We start from the raw sequence: 17,280 nt of genomic DNA, 5'->3' as shown, positions 1-17,280 counted from the left end.
GGGCCATAGCGCCATAAGCGAGATCAAAGTGGCAGCGCCGAGCAAGCGGATGGCGGTTGCTGCGATCGGGGTCAGGCCCGCCTGTAGCGCGGGTTTCATTACAAGAAAGCCAATCCCCTGCAGGGTGGTGGCTGTCACGCCGAGTAATAGGATGTGTGTCAGGGGCGCATTTGATCGATCACTTTTTGAAGGTGCAGGGTTGTTGAAGAAGATCGCGAGTGAGACGCCACTTAGGACGGTGAGAGCGCCGATGAGTTCTATGATGCTTGGGGTTTCCTGCAACCATATGAAAGCGATGAGGCCAACGATTGGGGCCTTGAGAGAAAGCAGGAGTTCGGTGCGGCGAGGGCCGCCGCGGCGCAGGCAGGCGATCATGGCGAGATTGCCAAGAAGAATGCCAAATGCGCTGCTGATGAGGAAGGCCGGCCAGAATTGCCAAGGCACATTGGTCCACTGATCCATGAGTGTTGTGAGTAGCGTGGCCAGTGTTGCGCAGGCGATCAACTGAATGCGTGTGAAGGCAAAGGCCCCCAATTTTTGGGCAGGGTTGTGCGCAATGACGATGCCGCTCGCCCAACCGAAGGACGCCCCGAGGGCAGCGAGTAGAGGAAGAAGGGGCATGACAGTCTCTCTGAGAGTTGCTACTAATTAGGTAGCGATAATTTGCTATCAAATGAGTAGCAAGGAGAATTTATGACATCCGATGTTCCCAAGCCCGGCCAACCTGTGCGCGGCTCTAAAACTGGGAAGCCGATTATGGCTTTGTTTGACCTACTTGGCCGAAGTTGGGCGCTTGGCATTCTTTGGCAGCTGTCCGAAGGTGCGTTGACCTTTCGTGCCTTGCAGGATCGCTGTGAACAGCTCTCCCCCTCTGTTCTCAATCGTCGTTTGAAAGAGTTGAGTGCGAGCGGTTTGGTCTGTCGTGGAGATGAGGGGTATGAGCTGACCGCCATGGGGCAGGATCTTTTTAGCCTGCTGCAGCCCTTTGGGGGGTGGTCTGAACAATGGGCGGAGGCATTGGGGGCACCGGATGGGGGCGATTAGCCGCCCCCGATCAACGCTCCAGCGGCAAAGACCAACGCCCCGCCAAGTACCACTTGGAATGTGGCGCGGCCAAACGGGGTTTTCATGAAACGGTTCTGAATCCAGACGATGGCCCAAAGCTCTACAAACACAACCAGAATTGCGAGAATGGTGGCGGTCCAGAAATCGGGAATCAGATAGGGCAGCGCGTGCCCCAGACCACCGAGTGTGGTCATGATACCGGAGGCGAGCCCCCGTTTGATTGGGGAACCGCGTCCTGAGAGTTCGCCATCATCAGAGGCGGCTTCTGTGAAGCCCATGGAAATACCTGCGCCGACAGATGCAGCGAGCCCGACCAGAAAAGTGGTATGTGTGTCTTGCGTGGCAAAGGCGGTGGCGAAGATCGGCGCAAGCGTGGAAACGGAGCCATCCATCAACCCGGCCAGTCCGGGCTGCACCCAAGTGAGCACAAATTGACGATGTGCGCGGGCGTTTTCATCGTCGCGTGTGTCTGGATCAAGGTGGGTTTCGGTCAGATCGTCCGCTGTGTGCTTGTGGCCTGCTTCTGCTGCGGCGAGATCACCGAGCAATTTGCGGGTGTCAAGATCTGTCACTTGTTTGGCAGCTTTCACATAGAAGGCTTCGGCGTCCTGCTCCATCTGGCTGGCCAGATTGCGGATCGCCTCTAGGCTTAGGTTGGCGGAGAGCCATATGGGGCGGCGGCTGTGGAACCCGGCCACATGTTCGCGGCGCAACAGAGGCACCGTATTGCCAAACTGGCTCTGATGCCTGGCAATGAGTGCTTGGCGGTGGCCATCTTCTTCCTGTGCCATGTCATCAAAGATCTTGGCGGTCGCAGGATAGGCGTCTCGCAATTGTTCCGCAAAGCCGCGATAGATGCGTGCGTCATCTTCTTCGGAGGAGATCGCCAAAGCGAGCACTTCCTGTTCTGTCAGGTCACGCAACCGTTTGTGATAGGGAGAAAAACGCATCTTCACCTCTTATTTAGAATGGTTCTAAAATATATATGATCTGTGGAAGTGCAAGGCTTGCTACGCAGGGAAGCAGGGGTGTAGGGTTGCCTATCTGCTAGCAACACCTGCGAGCGAGGAGGCTTGGACGCGGTCTGATGAATGAACAAACTGCGATCATTCGAAAGGGGCGCAAATTTGCGCAAGTTTTGGAGAGCGCCCGTGTGCTTTTCATGCAGCATGGTTTCGAAAGTGTGCGCATGGATGTGATCGCGCAGCAGGCGCAGGTCTCCAAGGCGACGTTGTATAACTACTTTCCCGACAAACGTATGCTGTTCATGGAGGTGGCAAGACAGGAATGCACGCAGCAAGCTGCGCAATTGGAAGCCTCTGTGGACGAAGAACAACCGGTGCCTGAGGTGCTGACAATTGTAGGGCGTGGGTTGATGGGGATCATTCTGTCGGAGTTTGGGCGCAATATGTTTCGCGTCTGTGTGTCAGAATGTGAGCGGTTTCCCGAGCTTGGGCAGCAGTTTTACGAAACTGGCCCAGCGGTGATGAAAAGCCGCTTGATAGAATTTTTTGGTCAGGCCGTAGCGCGTGGCGAATTGGTGGTGGAGGACTACGGTCTGGCGGCCGATCAGTTTGCCGAACTGTGCAAGGCCGGGTTGTTTTTGCGTCAGGTCACCGGAGTGCAGCGGCAATTTTCACCGGCTGAGGTAGAGCAGGTGGTGGATGCCGCAGTTGCGATGTTTATGGCGCGCTACGGTGTAAAATGAGCGCTTTCTAAATACGCAAAAGCAAACGGGCCGCCGAAGCGACCCGTTTTTGTTATTTCTCGACAGAGGTTTAGAATTCCACCACAGCGCGGATGGATTTGCCTTCGTGCATGAGGTCAAAGCCGTGGTTGATCTCATCCAGAGTCAGCTTGTGGGTGATCATTGGGTCGATTTCGATCTTACCGTCCATGTACCAATCCACAAATTGTGGCACGTCGGTGCGCCCCTTTGCGCCACCAAAGGCGGTGCCTTTCCAGACGCGGCCGGTGACCAGCTGGAACGGACGGGTGGAGATTTCGGCACCGGCAGGGGCTACGCCGATGATGACGGAGACGCCCCAGCCGCGGTGGGAACATTCAAGCGCGTCGCGCATGACCTGCACGTTGCCGGTGGCGTCAAAGGAATAGTCCACGCCGCCGAACTGATCTTTTTCGGTTTTGGTGAGCTCAATGATTGCCTCGGTCACGGACTGACCTTCGGGCAGCTTGGACGGATTCACGAAGTGGGTCATGCCAAATTTCTTGGCCATCTCTGCTTTGTCGTCGTTGAGATCCACGCCGATGATCACATCAGCACCGGCCATACGCAGGCCCTGGATCACGTTGAGCCCGATTCCGCCAAGGCCAAAGACCGCCGCAGAAGAGCCGATTTCAACGCCTGCGGTGTTGATCACCGCGCCGATGCCAGTGGTGACGCCGCAGCCGATGTAGCAGATTTTGTCAAAAGGCGCGTCGTCCCGCACTTTTGCCAGCGCGATTTCCGGCAGAACTGTGTGGTTCGCGAAGGTGGAGCAGCCCATGTAGTGGTAGATCGGGGTGCCATCGAGCATGGAGAAGCGCGTGGTGCCATCGGGCATGAGGCCCTGTCCTTGTGTGCCACGGATCGCGGTGCAGAGGTTGGTTTTGCCCGACAGGCAGGCGTGACATTCGCGGCATTCTGGGGTGTAGAGCGGGATCACGTGATCGCCGGGCTTCAGCGTGGTGACGCCTTCGCCGACTTCCATCACAATACCTGCGCCTTCGTGGCCCAGAATGGAGGGGAACAGACCTTCTGGATCTGCTCCGGAGCGGGTGAACTCATCTGTGTGGCAAAGCCCAGTGGCTTTGATTTCCACCAAAACCTCGCCCGCTTTGGGGCCTTCAAGGTTCACTTCCATGATTTCCAAGGGTTTGCCGGCTTCCAAAGCCACGGCGGCACGGGTGCGCATCATTTTGCCTATCCTCCATGATTGGTGCACAGCGCGGTTGAAACACCGGCGCGTTGATCTCTTATTGACAGCATAGAGCTTTGCTTGTCGAGCCAAGTTGGCAGGCGCGAAGCAAATGTGTTGGTTTGCGACAAAGGAGTGCTGTGATGCGACGTGGAGTTTTGGCTGGGGTTGGCGCGATGGCTTTGTTGGCTGTGGTGGCCTGCAAAGGAGAGGAAGAAGTCACAGTTCAGGGCAGCACGACTTGTGACCCTGCGACGTTTGCCTTTCTTGTTGGGCAGGACAAGAGCGCGCTTGAAGGTGTGATCGTGCCGGAAATGGTGCGGGTCATGGGCGAGCATGACGCTGCTACAATGGACTTTCATGAAAACCGGCTGAATGTGGTGCATGACGCTGAAGGTAAGATCCTGCAGGTCTCCTGCGGCTAAGTGTGGTGCGCTTCCGGGTTTATTTCTTTTCCCGATAAGGTTTGTGGCAGGCGCGACAGGCGCTGCCTACTGCTCCCAGCGTGTCGGCCAAAGCTGCGCGATCTTTGAAATCCAGAGCCTGAGCGGCTTTTGTGAGGTCGTCTGCCTTGGCGCTGAAGTCCGCCCAGTTGTCCCAGATATTTGGCAGCGCCTCTGACTTTGCATCGGTTGCTGGCGCTTCGAAGAGGGTGGTGATTGTGCTTGCGTGGGTGACGATTGTGTCACGGGCCATGTGGGCCTTGGCCTGATGCAGCGGGACCTCTTGTTTTGCCATGCTGACGAGTGTTTGGAAGGCGTCACCGATGTGTTCCATCGCAGTCATGCGGGCCATGACCTGTGGATCTTTTACCCCGTTGTGCGCCCAGGCTGGCGTGGCAACGATGAGGAGAAGAGCGAGAGAGAGAGGGTGATGCATGGTGGCTCCTGTCGGTGGCTTTGAGGCAGTGCAGCGCACACAGGGGCAGGGAGGCAAGAGGAAAATATAAGAACACAAGGCGATTCCAGGTCACGTTTCTGTTCCTTCGACGTTTTTCTCATAAAGTTTTGCCGAGGCCTGAGTGCCCTACCGTGCGTGGTAATCCTGAGATCGAAGGTGGAGGATCTGCCCTGTGCAGAGTGTAAGATCTAGAAACCGATGTATTGGAAAGATGTTCTGGAAAAGTGCCCCCCGGCGGCGCGAACTGGGTGGGGGCAATAATGCCGCGCCGCCAAGGGTAGCGTTTCAAGTTTCGCTATGTACCTAAGATGCCCTTTGGCTGCGGCAAAAAAAGGATCGGGTCGGGGCCATTTGCGGAAGAATCTGTGGCGGAAATGCGACGTGGTTAACGGGGTGCTTTGTGGGGCGGAGGGCACAGTGCAGGAGGTAGACTTGATTTTGTCATGAAAGAGCGCAAGTCTGAATGTATGACAACACCTCCTCCCACCGCATTGCACCCGCCCCTCAAAGCCGCGCCACAGGTCGCGTTTCATCGCACGGAACTTACTGTCATTCTGGGGCTTTATGGCCGCATGGTGGCGGCGGGCGAATGGCGGGACTACGGCATTTCCTCCCTGCGGGAGGTGGCTGTCTTTTCGGTGTTTCGACGCACGGCAGAAAATCCGATCTATCGTATCGAAAAGCGTCCCAAATTGCGCAACAAACAGGGCCTCTATGCGGTGATTGGCATGGATGGACAGGTGCTCAAACGCGGCCACGATCTGAAAACCGTGTTGCGCGTCTTGGAGCGCAAATTGATCCGCGCGGTGGAGTGACGCCTCATTGTGTGAGGTAAACCTCTGGTGCGCGTGAAATTGGGGGGGCGCCCCACCCCCAGTGTTTTTGTCAGCGTCGCGCCATGATGCAGAGCAGTTCAAACATGATGGAGACCCCAAGGAAGGCGGTGCCCCCTGCGCTGTCAAACGGCGGGGAGACTTCGACCAGATCAGCCCCAATGATGTTCAGCCCATCTAACGCCCGGACCACTTCCAGTGCCTGAAAGCTGTTGGGGCCACCAACTTCGGGTGTGCCTGTGCCGGGGGCGAAGGTCGGGTCGACAAAATCAATGTCATAGCTCACATAGGTTGGGGCATTGCCAACAATGTCGCGCGCTTCTGCCATGACATCCTGAAGGCCGCGTTGGAAGAATTCTTCGATGCGGATTACTCGGATGCCCACAGCTTTGGCAAAATCCGTGTCTTCGTCATCATACGTGGAGCCGCGAATTCCGATTTGCACCACACGCTTTGGATCCAGCAAGCCTTCTTCTACCGCGCGGCGGAACGGCGTGCCGTGGGTGTACATCGTGCCGCCAAAATAGCTGTGATAGAGGTCGGTGTGACTGTCAAAGTGGACCATGCCAACCGGAGCATCCTTGGCCAGAGACCGGAGAATTGGCAGAGAGGTCAGGTGATCGCCACCTGCTGTCAGTGGCATGATTTGTTTGGACAGGACCGTGTCATAGAAATGCGTAATCCGGGCCATGCTGTCTTGAATGTCCGCTGGGTTGGGGCCGACATCTCCAAGGTCGGCGCAGTTCATGAGATCAAACGGGCGCACACCGGTGGCCCCGTTTTGCGCCCTGATCATGGTAGAGGCATCCCGCAACTGTCGTGGGCCATGGCGTGGGCCCGGACGATTGGTGGTGCCACTGTCCCATGGGACGCCAATAAGGCCGATATCCACCTCTGAAATCCTGTCATGCTCCAGATCCATGAACGGCAGGCGCATGAAAGAGGGCATGCCTGCAAAGCGCGGCAGTTCCATGCCGGAAACGGGTTGAAAGAAAGCGTCGCTCATGGGGTGTCTCCGTCTATTATGGCAGCTCTGGCCGGCGGTGGGCCGTTACGGGGCCGTCGCCCTGAGTGGCGATGCGCGCGATGGCGGCGTTTATCGGTTCATGGGCCACGGCCATATGGTGGGCGTTGGCGTGCACCAAAGTGTCGGGATCGCAGACCATCGCAACATGGCCTTTCCAGAACAGCAGATCACCGCGCTGATAAGGGCTGGTGGCCTCCGCAAAATGCGCTTCCTGCAGGTCGCTGTCACCGGGGCAGGGTATGCCGCAGGCCAGTAGGGCCATTTGCACAAGGCCTGAACAGTCGATGCCAAAGCTGGCATTGCCGCCCCAGAGGTAAGGTGTGCCAATCAGTCGTTCTGCCACAGCGACGGGATCGCTTTCGACGTGATCATCGGGGGCAAGGTGGCCGCTGGGCACATAGAGATCGCGGGTGATTTTGCCCCCGTCCCAGGCAATGCGCGCCCAGCCGTCGTCCTCTCCCAAAACCACCAGGCGGGTGCCCATCGACAGCGGCGTCACAAGGCCCATCGTCTTAAGCCCCGAGGTGGATTTCGCATAGCTGCGGGCTGCGGCGATACGATGTGTGGGTACCTGTTTGGGATGGCTGAGCACATCGCCAATGTCGATCCAGCCCACGTAGCCATCTTTCTCGGCATAGCCAAAGGCCATGCCCTTTTCCACATGCACCACATTGACGATTTCGCCACGCAGAAGTTGCCGCTCGCGGCTGCCATGCGGGGCGGAGAGCAGATCGGTGACAACCATGGCCACACGATAAGCCGTTGGCGTGACAAAACGCTCCGCGTCTACCAAGCCGCGCAGATGCTCTGCGGCGACTTTGCCGGTGCTGGCCAGCAGGCGGCGGTCTGTTGGCGCGCCCATCACAGAGACAGGATGTCTGGCAGCGCGGCCAGCAGTGCCCGTGCGCCCATGCCGACGCCGCCTTTGGGGCGGGCGGGGGCGGCGGAGGGGTTCCAGCCATAGATGTCAAAATGGGCGTAACGCTGCCCCTCGGCAAAGCGGCGCAGGAAGAGGGCGGCGGTGATGGAACCGGCAAAGCCACCCGAAGGCGCATTGTCCAGATCAGCGATGCCGGGCTCAATCATTTTCTCATAGGGATCCCAGAAAGGCATGCGCCAAACCGGATCGGCCACGGCCTGTGCGGCGGTTTCCACCGCGCTGACAAAACTGCCATCATCACAGTAGTAGGGCGACAGATCCGGTCCAACGGCCACACGCGCGGCCCCCGTGAGCGTGGCCATGGAGATCATCATGTCTGGGTTCTCTTCGGCTCCAAAGGCCAATGCATCCGCAAGCACGAGGCGGCCTTCGGCGTCGGTGTTGTTGACTTCTACCGTCAGCCCTTTGCGGGAGGTCAGGATGTCGCCGGGGCGGAAGCTGTCGCCCGAAACAGCGTTTTCCACCGCTGGGATCAGCACGCGCAACTGTATGGGCAGACGGAGTGCCATGATCATTTCCGCAAGCCCAAGCACGGTTGCTGCACCGCCCATGTCCTTTTTCATAAGACCCATGGAGCCGCCGGGTTTGAGATTTAGGCCGCCGGTGTCAAAGCACACCCCTTTGCCAACCAGCGTCAGGGTGGGGCCGGATGTGCCCCAGCGCATGTCGATCAGCCGGGGCGCACGATGTGGGGCGGCGGCGCGTCCCACGGTGTGAATCATCGGGAAGTTCTGCTCCAGAAGCGCAGCACCGGTCACCACAGTGCAGGTGGCGCCAAAACGCGCGGCCTGCGCCCGCGCGGCTTTTTCAAGATCCTGCGGGCCCATGTCGCTCGCGGGCGTGTTGATCAGGTCACGGGTCAGGGCTTCGCCTGCGGCGATGGCTTCGATACGGGGCGCGTCAAGGCCTTCTGGGCAGATCAGTTTGGCACTGCTCCCAGTGTTTTTGGCGTAGCGATCAAAGGCGTAGCCGGCCAGAAGCCAGCCTAGGGCCTCTGTTTCCAGATCCCCAGCCGGGAGGGGCGTGGTCAGCGCATAGGTGCCTTTGGGTAGTTTGGTAGCGGCGGCCGCCAGCGGAAACCGGCTGCGGGCGCGGGCCTGCTCGGAGCCAAAACCTGCGAGCGCGATCATGGGCGCACCATCAGAATCAGGCACCAACAGAGTTTGGCCAATCGTCGGTTTGAAGCCGGAGGCCTCCACAAAGCGGCGCAGCGCGTCGGGTTGAGCCTCTTTCCATTGGTCAAACCCAGCGCTGTCCAGCACTTGTAGTGGAATAATCGAGTCGGACTCGGGAGAAGCGAATGTGAGTGTCATGACGCACCTTTTGAACCGGCATGTGGCTGTTTTGAGGGCAGCCTAGAGCAGTTTGCATTTGAATTGAAACGCTTGTTCAAAGTCTTTTCGCAAGGGCAAAGATACAAGTGCCTCTGGCGGATCAGACGGAAATGCGCCCTGCTTTAGCGGTTTGGATGCGTAAGATGTAAGCGCTCAGATGTAGTCGCGCTTCAGATCCCAGATTTCACGCAATGCACATTCGCCGATGCGGATCAGACGGGCGTGTGTCGCAGAAAGCGCCACGCCATCGTTGCGATCGCAGCAATGCATCACATCCTCAGCGACCTGTGCCAGAGACGTCATGCACAGACGGCCTGAAATCAGTTCCACCAAAGCCATTGTGTCTGCCAGTTCTGACAGGTTGTAGGCTTGCAGATGTTGCTCTGATATCGCCAGATGATCTGTCAGGGACTTGATCAGTCCCATGAAGGTTTCTTCTGCTTCGGACGGATCCATCCGGATCAGAACACGTGCAAGCTCGTCCTGGTCGACGACAGCTTGCTCAGACATTTTAAGCATCGCAATTTGTGACATAGTTTCACCCCAGTATTTCCGTGGCACCCCCAACGGTTGATCCATAAATGGGGCCCAAACCTTCTCAAAAAGTTTCTCGGGGCGGGTCTTTTCTCTCGAATTACAGCTAAATATGCCTTATCTCGCTTGAAACGCTTTAGGAGATGTTATGGACCATATCAAACCTCTGCCGTCGTATCTGGTGCAACGTTACCAAGGCTGGAAGGCCACAACATACGAAAAAAATCAGAGCTGGTATCGGCATCTTGGCACCGAGGGTCAGCACCCCCGCGCAATGATCATCAGCTGCTGTGACAGCCGTGTGCATGTGACATCCATTTTTGGGGCTGATCAGGGTGAATTCTTCATCCACCGTAATATTGCCAACCTCGTGCCCCCGTTCCAGCCAGACGGCAACCAGCACGGCACCAGTGCTGCAATCGAATATGCTGTAACCGCTTTGAAAGTGGCGCATGTTGTTGTTTTGGGGCACAGTCAGTGTGGTGGCGTGCAGGGCTGTATTGATATGTGCAAAGGGCACGCACCGGCGCTTGAAGCCAAGGACAGCTTCGTTGGGCGTTGGATGGATGTGTTGCGTCCGGGCTATGAGGATGTGGCTAAAATTAAAGACCCAACCGAGCAGGCGCGGGCACTGGAAAAGCGATCTGTGCTGGTGTCATTGGACAATCTTATGACCTTCCCGTTTGTGAAAGAGCGTGTCGATGCCGGGACGCTGACGCTGCATGGCTTGTGGCACAATATCGCTGAAGGCGGACTGGAAGCCTACGACAACGCAGAGAAGGGTTTTGTGCAGGTCTGACCTCAAGGTTCTGCGGCCAACACGATACAGATTTTAATGAAAAAGCCCGCGTGTCAGGACGCGGGCTTTTTTGGCTCATAAGGTATGACTGCGCGGTCCGGAAACTCGTTGCCGTTCATCTACGGCGCGGTCCGTCTTCCTTGGCGGGCTGTCCTGAAACGCAGCGTTGCAGGCATTCCGTGAGTGTGTGAAGCGTTCAGTGAAGTGAACGAACAGCACAGGTTCCCTCAGAGCCGTTCCCCAGACCTCTCCCTGCCGCATAACTGCGGCAGAAATCGCGCCAATCGTGTCAGAATTGTGGCTGAGCGCGAATTTTCGAGACGCGCATGCAGGTTTCTTAGTGCAACTCCATGTCGGAGGGCCATTGCAGTGTATGTGAGAGCCTTACAGAGAAGCTTTTCTCTGCCTTGAGGGCGTGCCTCCACATTAGGATACCGCGCTGATCTTGGTAGTTTTCTTCTTCTGGCGGGATGTCGGCGGTGTAGGAGACCACAAGATCCTCCTGCTCCGAATAGGGCACACGGCCGATCATGCGCAGATCCCAGTCGCGACCTGTGAGGTTTTCGACGGTCAACGTGCGGGTTTCGCTCTGTTCGTTGCGTGTGGTGATCACGCCAGTGTCGCCAGTGACGCGCGTGTTCACCACATCAGAAAGACGCAGACCATTGATGGTCCCAAAGGAAAACTCCGCAGTGTCGCCTTGCGCAATCAGGGGCATCCCCTGTTGTCCAATGAAAGTGCCGTTCAGGTAGAAGTTGCTGTATTCACTGGGGAGGATGATCTCTTCAGAGATGTTGGTGGTTTCGGCCACCATGAAGGCGGTGTCATCATAGAGAGGATTGGCATGGGCGTAGAGCGTCGGTGTCAGATTGAGCGTGCCCAGTTCGATGCGCAGGGCTTCCGTATCGGAGGTGAGGGTGACCGGGGTAGCGTAGCTGTAAGAGGCATTGATCCCATCGCCGAAGTCAATCGTGCCGGCGAACTCTTCCATAAGCACGGGTTCGGCCATGGCCGCTGCGCTTTTGAGAGCACGGCTGTCAGTCGCATAGGCGAGCGGCTCTTGCTTGGGAGCGATCCGGCGCAGTGTGGGCCAGAGGGCCTGCGGCTCTGTTTGTGCGTCAGGGCGGCTGGTAGAGAGGGTGATCGCCACATCTCGCCAGTCTTCACCGGAGCTTTGGCCAATAAAGGCGCCCCGTTTGAGCGCAAGCATGGGTGTGTCGCCCGTGGTGAGCTGTACATCATAGGTTGGCTCCCAAGTGGCATCCTCAATCAGATGGTTGAGGGTGAGGGTGCCCGTAGTGGCTTCTGAGGTGGAGATGGCAATTGCAAGCATGACGTTGTCACCGAGCGATGGCGTCAACGCAGCCACCACCTGTTGCGCTTTTTGCAGATCCTCTGTGCGATCTTCGATTTCCTGCTCAAAACGGCGGGCATCGCGTTCAATGCTGGCAATGTCTTTCTGAGTGGCAAGGGTCTGTTCGCTTATCAGGGTGAGTGTGGCCAGGAGCGTTTCCGGACTGGGCGCGGCGTCTGTGGGGGCTTTGAGTGAGGCAAGGTAGGCGAGCCGTGCTTTGGCGGCCTCTGCGGCCAGAAGGGCATCGGCTTTGGCATCCTCCGTGGTGCGCAGGGCGTCACGGGCGGCGTCACGTGCGGCTTTGGCGGCGGTGAGCTCGGGGCTGTCTTCAACCACATTGGGCAGAGTGCGTGCGTTGCGCAGGGTGATGGCCCCCAAGGTGGCCCCTTCCAAAGACACGCGCATGGAAGACGGATCGACACTGTCAGGCAGGTTGGTGATCAGCAGCTCATGCGTTCCCGCAGGCGCGTTAAAGGTGGCGTGTCGGGTGAGAGTGGCGCCCTGAGAATAGAGCGTTGCCGCCGTCACCGGAGCTGTCACAGCAATCGTGTCAGCCCAGATTGGAGACGATAGGGAAATCAAGGCGGTAGTGAAAATAAGATGTTTCATCGGAGACCTGCAATTTGTTTGCAGGCAGACGATCACGCACAGGGCAGGGTGGCAAGGTCACAGTGCAGTATTGCAGGGATTGGGCGGTGTGTTGCCGTAACAGCGGTACGGCCTGCGCGGACTTGCGTGTTCGTTAAATAAGAAAGGCGCCCAAAAGGACGCCTTTCATTGGGGTATCTAAAGTGGACTTAGCCCTTTTTGAGCACTTCGCGGCCCAGAGTTTCGGCGATCTGTACCGCGTTCAGCGCTGCGCCTTTGCGCAGGTTGTCGGAGACACACCACAGGTTCAGGCCATTCTCTACCGTGCTGTCCTGACGGATGCGGGAGATGAAGGTGGCAAAGTCGCCAACGCATTCTTTCGGGGTGACGTAGCCGCCGTCTTCGCGCTTGTCGATGACCATGATACCGGGGCTTTCGCGCAGGATGTCACGGGCTTCGTCTTCGTCGAGGAAGTCCTCAAACTCGATGTTGATCGATTCCGAGTGGCCCACGAACACAGGTACGCGTACGCAAGTGGCGGTGACTTTGATGTTCGTGTCTACGATCTTCTTGGTCTCGGCAACCATCTTCCACTCTTCTTTGGTGGAGCCGTCTTCCATGAAGACGTCGATGTGCGGAATCACGTTGAAGGCGATTTCCTTGGTGTAGACCTTTGGCGGCACATCAGAGGTTGGGTTGTAAACCGCTTTGGTCTGATCCCAGAGCTCGTCCATCGCGTCCTTGCCGGAGCCGGACACGGATTGGTAGGTGGAGACCACGACGCGCTTGATTTTGGCGCGGTCGTGTAGCGGTTTCAGCGCCACAACCATCTGCGCGGTGGAGCAGTTCGGGTTGGCGATGATGTTTTTCTTGGCATAGCCGTGAATCGCATCGGCGTTGCACTCTGGCACGATCAGCGGCACGTCGGGATCGTAGCGATAGAGTGAGCTGTTGTCGATCACGACACAGCCTGCTGCTGCTGCGATGGGGGCGAATTTCTTGGTTGCGTCAGAGCCGATGGCAAAGAGCGCCATATCCCAGCCTGAGAAATCAAATTGTTCAATGTCCTGAATTTTCAGTGTTTTGTCGGCGAAGGTGACCTCGGTACCCTGGCTGCGGCGGCTGGCCAGAACGGCAAGCTCATCCACCGGGAAGTGGCGTTCTTCCAGAATGTTCAGCATTTCGCGACCCACGTTGCCCGTGGCGCCTGCGACGACGATGCGATAGCCCATCTTTGGTCTCCATTGTAAACGACGCGCCCTCTTAGCCGCGTTTTGGCCAAGAAAAAAGGGGGCAGAGGCCGTAAATTGCTTATGAGGGTCATTCCGCTTTGCGATCATGGCTCACAAGTGGGTGAATTTGGATTAATCCAACCGATCCTCTGAGAAGCAGTAGATCAACGCCCCGATGATCAGAAGCGCGGCTAAGCCCGCAAATATCACTTGATAGGCCAGCAGTGGATTTTCCGGGGCAATGGTGCTGTGCAACTTGCCGGAGCCAAACTGCATGACGCCTACGCCACCGATGCCAAAGAGGTTCATCAGAGTGACACCACGGCCGGTCAAATGCTCTGGGAAGAAGCTGCGCGAATGCGCAATCATCACCGGGAATGCTGCCCCGGCAAAGCCCACAATAGACATGAGAACAATCGCGCTCAGGGCGCTGTGGTTGGCAAAGATCGTCAGCAGGAGTAGTGCAGTCGCAGAAATGGATGCGCCACCTATGATGATCCATTTTCGCGTGCCCAAAATGCGGTCAGCGGGTCCGTAGACGAAGGTGCCCAGTATCATTGACAGCCCCATAGCCAGAGTGGCCTGTCCGACTTCGCCCGTGGTGAGCGAGAACACATCTGACAGGTAGGGGCCAATCCAGAGGCCGCGAATGCCAGCTGAAGGCATGTAATTAAAGAACATCAATGGGATCAGAAGCCAGACGGCGGGCAGCTTGAGCAGATCAAGAACAGAGCCGCGCGTGTCACTTTGGGCGGCGGGGGGATCTTGCACCATGCGCCATGCGGCGATTGCGAGTAGGCTGCTGACGGCGGCGAGCACCCAGAGCGTGGCGCGCCAGCCGATGGTTTCTGCGGCCCATGCGGTGGGATAGGCGGCAATCAGGTTGCCAACGGAGCCAACGCCGAGCGTGAGCGCTGCCAATGTGGCAAAGCGGGCGGGTGGGTAGCTGCGTGCAAAAATGAAATAGCTTGCCATCAGGACTGGAGAGCACCCGATGCCGATCAGCGCCATAGCGACGGCGATATGGAATGGTGTTGTTGCAAGGGCAAAGAGCGCCGCGCCACCTCCTCCTCCGAGAAGCAGTAAAATGGCGGTCGTGCGGCGGGGGCCAAAGCGATCCAGCGCTGCGCCGACAGGGATTTGCATGGCAGCAAAGATCAGAAACCAGAGACCAGAGGCAAAGGCCAGATCTGCGGCAGTGGCACCGATGTCAGTCTCCAGCACCTGTGTGAGAACCGCCAGAAAGGCGCGGAAAAACTGGCTCAGCACATAGGCCAAGCACAGCAGAACAAGATCAAAACGCATGTGGGTCTCCTCCCCCCAACCCCGATCGCTTGAGGTGTCGTCTGGCGACTTGATAGGATTATGTTCTGAAAGGCAAGAGGTTGGGACAGGCCTTTGATATGACAGGGCCTTCACGGGGCTGTGCACAAACGTGCGTGAGCCAAAGCTTGAAGCTGTGCGTAGCATGCGTATCTGAAATCCAGGACGACACGACACCCCATAGCGTGACCTCCGTGCCAGGGAAGCCAGTATCATGTTTATCGAACACTCCTCTCAAGCCTATTATGACAACCTCCCACGCCATGGCGATTTTGCTTTGATGGCGGAGCCTCATCGCTACATGCCTTTGCCTGATGACTGGTATGTTGGGGTGGCGGATATCGTTGGGTCTACCCATGAGATATCCCGCGGGCGGTACAAAATAGTCAACATGGTGGGGGCGGCGGTGATTGCGGCGCAACTGAATGCTGCAGGGCGTCAGGCTTTGCCTTATGTTTTTGGTGGAGACGGTGCTGGGTTTGCAGTGTGGCCAGCACAGCGTGGCGCTGCTGAGCGTGCGCTGAATGCGGTGCGGCGCTGGGCACGGGCGGAATATGGCGTGGAGTTGCGGGTGGCGGTGGTCTCTGTAGCGCGTATTCGCGCCGAAGGGCGAGACTTGCGTGTGGCCAGATATGCACCAGAGAATGGTGTGGACTATGCGATGTTTGCAGGGGGCGGCTTGGCATGGGCCGAGGCGGAAATGAAAGCGGGTCGGATTGGTTTGGCAGAGGGGAAAGATGCCCCTGCAGATCTCGATCTGTCGGGGCTGTCTTGCCGCTGGTCAAATATGAAAGCGCGCCACGGCGCGATTGTTTCACTTGTTGTTGTACCACGGCCGGGTGTTTCGGAAGATGCTTTTGCCTCTGTGGCGCATGCTCTTGTCACTGCTTCAAGCAAAGAGGGGCGTGGCGGCCATCCTGTGCCGCAGGAGGGACCGGGCGTGGCGTTTCCACCACCTGGTTTGACCATTGAGGCGCGCGTGCGGCAGAAAGGCAGCTATGCGCTGCGTGTGGCCGGGCTTCTAATCAGCAATGCATTTTTATGGGCCTTGATGAAGAGCGGTGTGAAGCTGGGTCAGTTTGATCCGAAAGCCTATCGTGCGCAGGTGGCCAGCAATGCGGATTATCGCAAGTTTGATGACGGTTTGAAAATGACGCTGGACTGTGATGCCCACACGCAGGCACGGATGGAGCGGATCTTACGCGCGGCTGAGGCGGATGGTTTGGTGCGCTTTGGCCTTCATGCGCAAGAGGAAGCGATGATGACCTGCCTTGTGCATTCCCCAACAGAGGCGCGGCATATGCACTTTGTGGATGGTGCCGCCGGAGGCTATGCGCGGGCGGCCCGCAATTTGCGTTTGCGGACCGTGTGACGATTACTTCTCACGCAGGCGGCCGACGATGCCTGTGGGAAAGAAGTAGACGGACAGGATAAACAGAACGCCAAGCCAGAGCAGCCAGCGATCTGCATTGAGCAGCTCAGGTAACAAGGGCCATGTGGACACATTGTCACCGGCCAGTGACAGGACATTTTGCAGGTAATTCTGGGCCAGTACAAAGAGCGTTGCACCAATGACTGCGCCATACATGGTACCCATGCCGCCGATTACAATCATCAGCAGGATGTCGATCATGATCTCCATGGAGAGTGTGGTGTCCGGGCCCACATAGCGCAACCAGACTGCATAGAGAGCGCCGGCGAGCGCGGCGATGGCTGCTGACAGGCATGTTGCAGCGACCCGATAGTGGACAACCCGGTAGCCAATGGCTTCGGCGCGGAAGTCGTTTTCACGGATGGCTTGCAACACGCGCCCAAAGGGCGAGTTCACCACGCGCAACATAAACAGGAAGAGCGCAAAGCAGGAGAGAAACACGAGGTAGTATTTCAAGAGTTTGCCGTTTGCTTTCACGCCGAGGATCTCGCCATCGGTGAATTTGAAGGCTGGCCCCAAGGCGCGCGGAATCTTGAAAGAGAGCCCATCCTCACCTCCTGTGAGGCTGGAGAGTTGACTGACCAGGACCGCCACGGCAGACGCGACCGCCAAGGTGATCATGGCAAAGAAGATGGCGCGAACACGCAAAGAGAACAGGCCGATCATGAAGGCGAGGAGCGCGGCCAATCCTGCGCCGGCAATGGTGCCCACCAGCAGGCTGTCAAATCCACGTCCCATATGCGTCGAAGCGAGCGCAACCCCATAGGCTCCAAGGCCAAAAAACATCGTGTGAGCGAAGCTGACGATGCCGCCATAGCCGAGCAGGAGATCATAAGAAGCCACAAGCACGATAAAGATGCAGATGCGCGCGGCTGTGTCCACGGAACGTACGCCGGGAAATAGAAAAGGTGCGCACGCCAGACCGATGAGGATCACGATCAAAAGCGCAAGCAGAATGGGCGAGCGTGGCGTGTCGCCGGAGACAAGGATTTTCAGCATGG

General features: G+C 57.6%; 18 protein-coding genes. 6 read left to right on the top strand and 12 right to left on the bottom strand.

The features are described from left to right. The coding region (locus SHM7688_RS09495) for an EamA family transporter (protein ID WP_233486606.1) at positions 1-621 on the bottom strand (621 nt) is incomplete at its 3' end. Positions 622-693: 72 nt separating this feature from the next. Here SHM7688_RS09495 and SHM7688_RS09490 point away from each other — a divergent pair. After that, on the top strand, positions 694-1,044 hold the full coding sequence (locus tag SHM7688_RS09490) for a winged helix-turn-helix transcriptional regulator (RefSeq protein ID WP_058239681.1): 351 nt from the start codon (positions 694-696) through the stop codon (positions 1,042-1,044). On the opposite strand, the gene mbfA is transcribed toward SHM7688_RS09490, so the two are convergent. Further along, positions 1,041-2,015 carry an iron exporter MbfA gene (gene mbfA, locus SHM7688_RS09485; RefSeq protein WP_058239680.1) on the bottom strand — a complete coding sequence of 325 codons (975 nt, stop codon included), beginning with the start codon at positions 2,013-2,015 and terminating at the stop codon, positions 1,041-1,043. The two genes, SHM7688_RS09490 and mbfA, sit on opposite strands and share 4 nt — an antisense overlap. A gap of 137 nt (positions 2,016-2,152) precedes the next feature. On the opposite strand from mbfA, the gene SHM7688_RS09480 reads away from it, so the two are divergent. Next, the gene (locus SHM7688_RS09480) at positions 2,153-2,773 is read left to right on the top strand and encodes a TetR/AcrR family transcriptional regulator (protein WP_058239679.1); all 621 of its coding nucleotides are present in this window, start codon (positions 2,153-2,155) and stop codon (positions 2,771-2,773) included. A gap of 70 nt (positions 2,774-2,843) precedes the next feature. Here the strand turns inward: SHM7688_RS09480 and SHM7688_RS09475 are convergent, their stop codons facing one another. Continuing rightward, positions 2,844-3,980 carry an S-(hydroxymethyl)glutathione dehydrogenase/class III alcohol dehydrogenase gene (locus SHM7688_RS09475; protein ID WP_058239725.1) on the bottom strand — a complete coding sequence of 379 codons (1,137 nt, stop codon included), beginning with the start codon at positions 3,978-3,980 and terminating at the stop codon, positions 2,844-2,846. Between the two features lie 146 nt (positions 3,981-4,126). Between SHM7688_RS09475 and SHM7688_RS09470 the strand changes: the two genes are divergently transcribed. Continuing rightward, complete coding sequence (locus tag SHM7688_RS09470) at positions 4,127-4,408, top strand: I78 family peptidase inhibitor (RefSeq protein WP_058239678.1); 282 nt, start codon at positions 4,127-4,129, stop codon at positions 4,406-4,408. A 19-nt stretch (positions 4,409-4,427) separates the two neighbouring features. Here SHM7688_RS09470 and SHM7688_RS09465 read toward each other — a convergent pair whose 3' ends face one another. Further along, entirely contained in the window at positions 4,428-4,778 is a 351-nt protein-coding gene (locus tag SHM7688_RS09465; RefSeq protein WP_158500684.1) for a c-type cytochrome, read from the bottom strand. Between the two features lie 572 nt (positions 4,779-5,350). Here SHM7688_RS09465 and SHM7688_RS09460 point away from each other — a divergent pair. Beyond that, positions 5,351-5,698, top strand: a complete 348-nt coding sequence (locus SHM7688_RS09460; RefSeq protein ID WP_058239724.1) for a DUF2794 domain-containing protein — start codon at positions 5,351-5,353, stop codon at positions 5,696-5,698. Between the two features lie 70 nt (positions 5,699-5,768). Here SHM7688_RS09460 and speB read toward each other — a convergent pair whose 3' ends face one another. From speB to SHM7688_RS09440, 4 genes are all read right to left on the bottom strand, one after another. Continuing rightward, positions 5,769-6,722 (bottom strand): agmatinase, encoded by a 954-nt coding sequence (gene speB / locus SHM7688_RS09455; RefSeq protein ID WP_058239676.1) that lies wholly within the window; start codon positions 6,720-6,722, stop codon positions 5,769-5,771. A gap of 16 nt (positions 6,723-6,738) precedes the next feature. Next, the gene (locus SHM7688_RS09450) at positions 6,739-7,605 is read right to left on the bottom strand and encodes a C40 family peptidase (protein WP_083499005.1); all 867 of its coding nucleotides are present in this window, start codon (positions 7,603-7,605) and stop codon (positions 6,739-6,741) included. Continuing rightward, positions 7,605-8,996 (bottom strand): leucyl aminopeptidase family protein, encoded by a 1,392-nt coding sequence (locus tag SHM7688_RS09445; protein ID WP_058239675.1) that lies wholly within the window; start codon positions 8,994-8,996, stop codon positions 7,605-7,607. Before SHM7688_RS09445 ends, SHM7688_RS09450 begins: the two co-directional genes overlap by 1 nt. 174 nt (positions 8,997-9,170) lie before the next feature. Beyond that, positions 9,171-9,551: a hypothetical protein gene (locus tag SHM7688_RS09440; RefSeq protein WP_144432537.1), complete on the bottom strand. Its 381-nt coding sequence runs from the start codon at positions 9,549-9,551 to the stop codon at positions 9,171-9,173. A 148-nt stretch (positions 9,552-9,699) separates the two neighbouring features. Between SHM7688_RS09440 and SHM7688_RS09435 the strand changes: the two genes are divergently transcribed. Further along, positions 9,700-10,350, top strand: coding sequence for a carbonic anhydrase (locus SHM7688_RS09435; protein ID WP_058239673.1), 651 nt, complete (start codon positions 9,700-9,702; stop codon positions 10,348-10,350). A 337-nt stretch (positions 10,351-10,687) separates the two neighbouring features. Here SHM7688_RS09435 and SHM7688_RS09430 read toward each other — a convergent pair whose 3' ends face one another. From SHM7688_RS09430 to SHM7688_RS09420, 3 genes are all read right to left on the bottom strand, one after another. Further along, positions 10,688-12,313, bottom strand: a complete 1,626-nt coding sequence (locus SHM7688_RS09430; protein WP_058239672.1) for a DUF4139 domain-containing protein — start codon at positions 12,311-12,313, stop codon at positions 10,688-10,690. Between the two features lie 188 nt (positions 12,314-12,501). After that, the gene (locus tag SHM7688_RS09425; RefSeq protein ID WP_058239671.1) at positions 12,502-13,524 is read right to left on the bottom strand and encodes an aspartate-semialdehyde dehydrogenase; all 1,023 of its coding nucleotides are present in this window, start codon (positions 13,522-13,524) and stop codon (positions 12,502-12,504) included. 132 nt (positions 13,525-13,656) lie between these two features. Then, positions 13,657-14,829: an MFS transporter gene (locus tag SHM7688_RS09420; protein WP_058239670.1), complete on the bottom strand. Its 1,173-nt coding sequence runs from the start codon at positions 14,827-14,829 to the stop codon at positions 13,657-13,659. Positions 14,830-15,061: 232 nt separating this feature from the next. Here SHM7688_RS09420 and SHM7688_RS09415 point away from each other — a divergent pair, with 232 nt between their 5' ends. Beyond that, positions 15,062-16,219 (top strand): DUF3095 domain-containing protein, encoded by a 1,158-nt coding sequence (locus tag SHM7688_RS09415; protein ID WP_058239669.1) that lies wholly within the window; start codon positions 15,062-15,064, stop codon positions 16,217-16,219. A gap of 3 nt (positions 16,220-16,222) precedes the next feature. Here the strand turns inward: SHM7688_RS09415 and SHM7688_RS09410 are convergent, their stop codons facing one another. Further along, entirely contained in the window at positions 16,223-17,278 is a 1,056-nt protein-coding gene (locus SHM7688_RS09410; protein WP_058239668.1) for a branched-chain amino acid ABC transporter permease, read from the bottom strand. Positions 17,279-17,280 lie beyond the last annotated feature (2 nt).

The organism is Shimia marina (genome assembly GCF_001458175.1).
GTDB classification, from domain to species: Bacteria; Pseudomonadota; Alphaproteobacteria; order Rhodobacterales; family Rhodobacteraceae; genus Shimia; species Shimia marina.
Note: the sequence above shows the minus strand (reverse complement) of the source record. Positions and strands in the feature narration are given on the sequence as shown.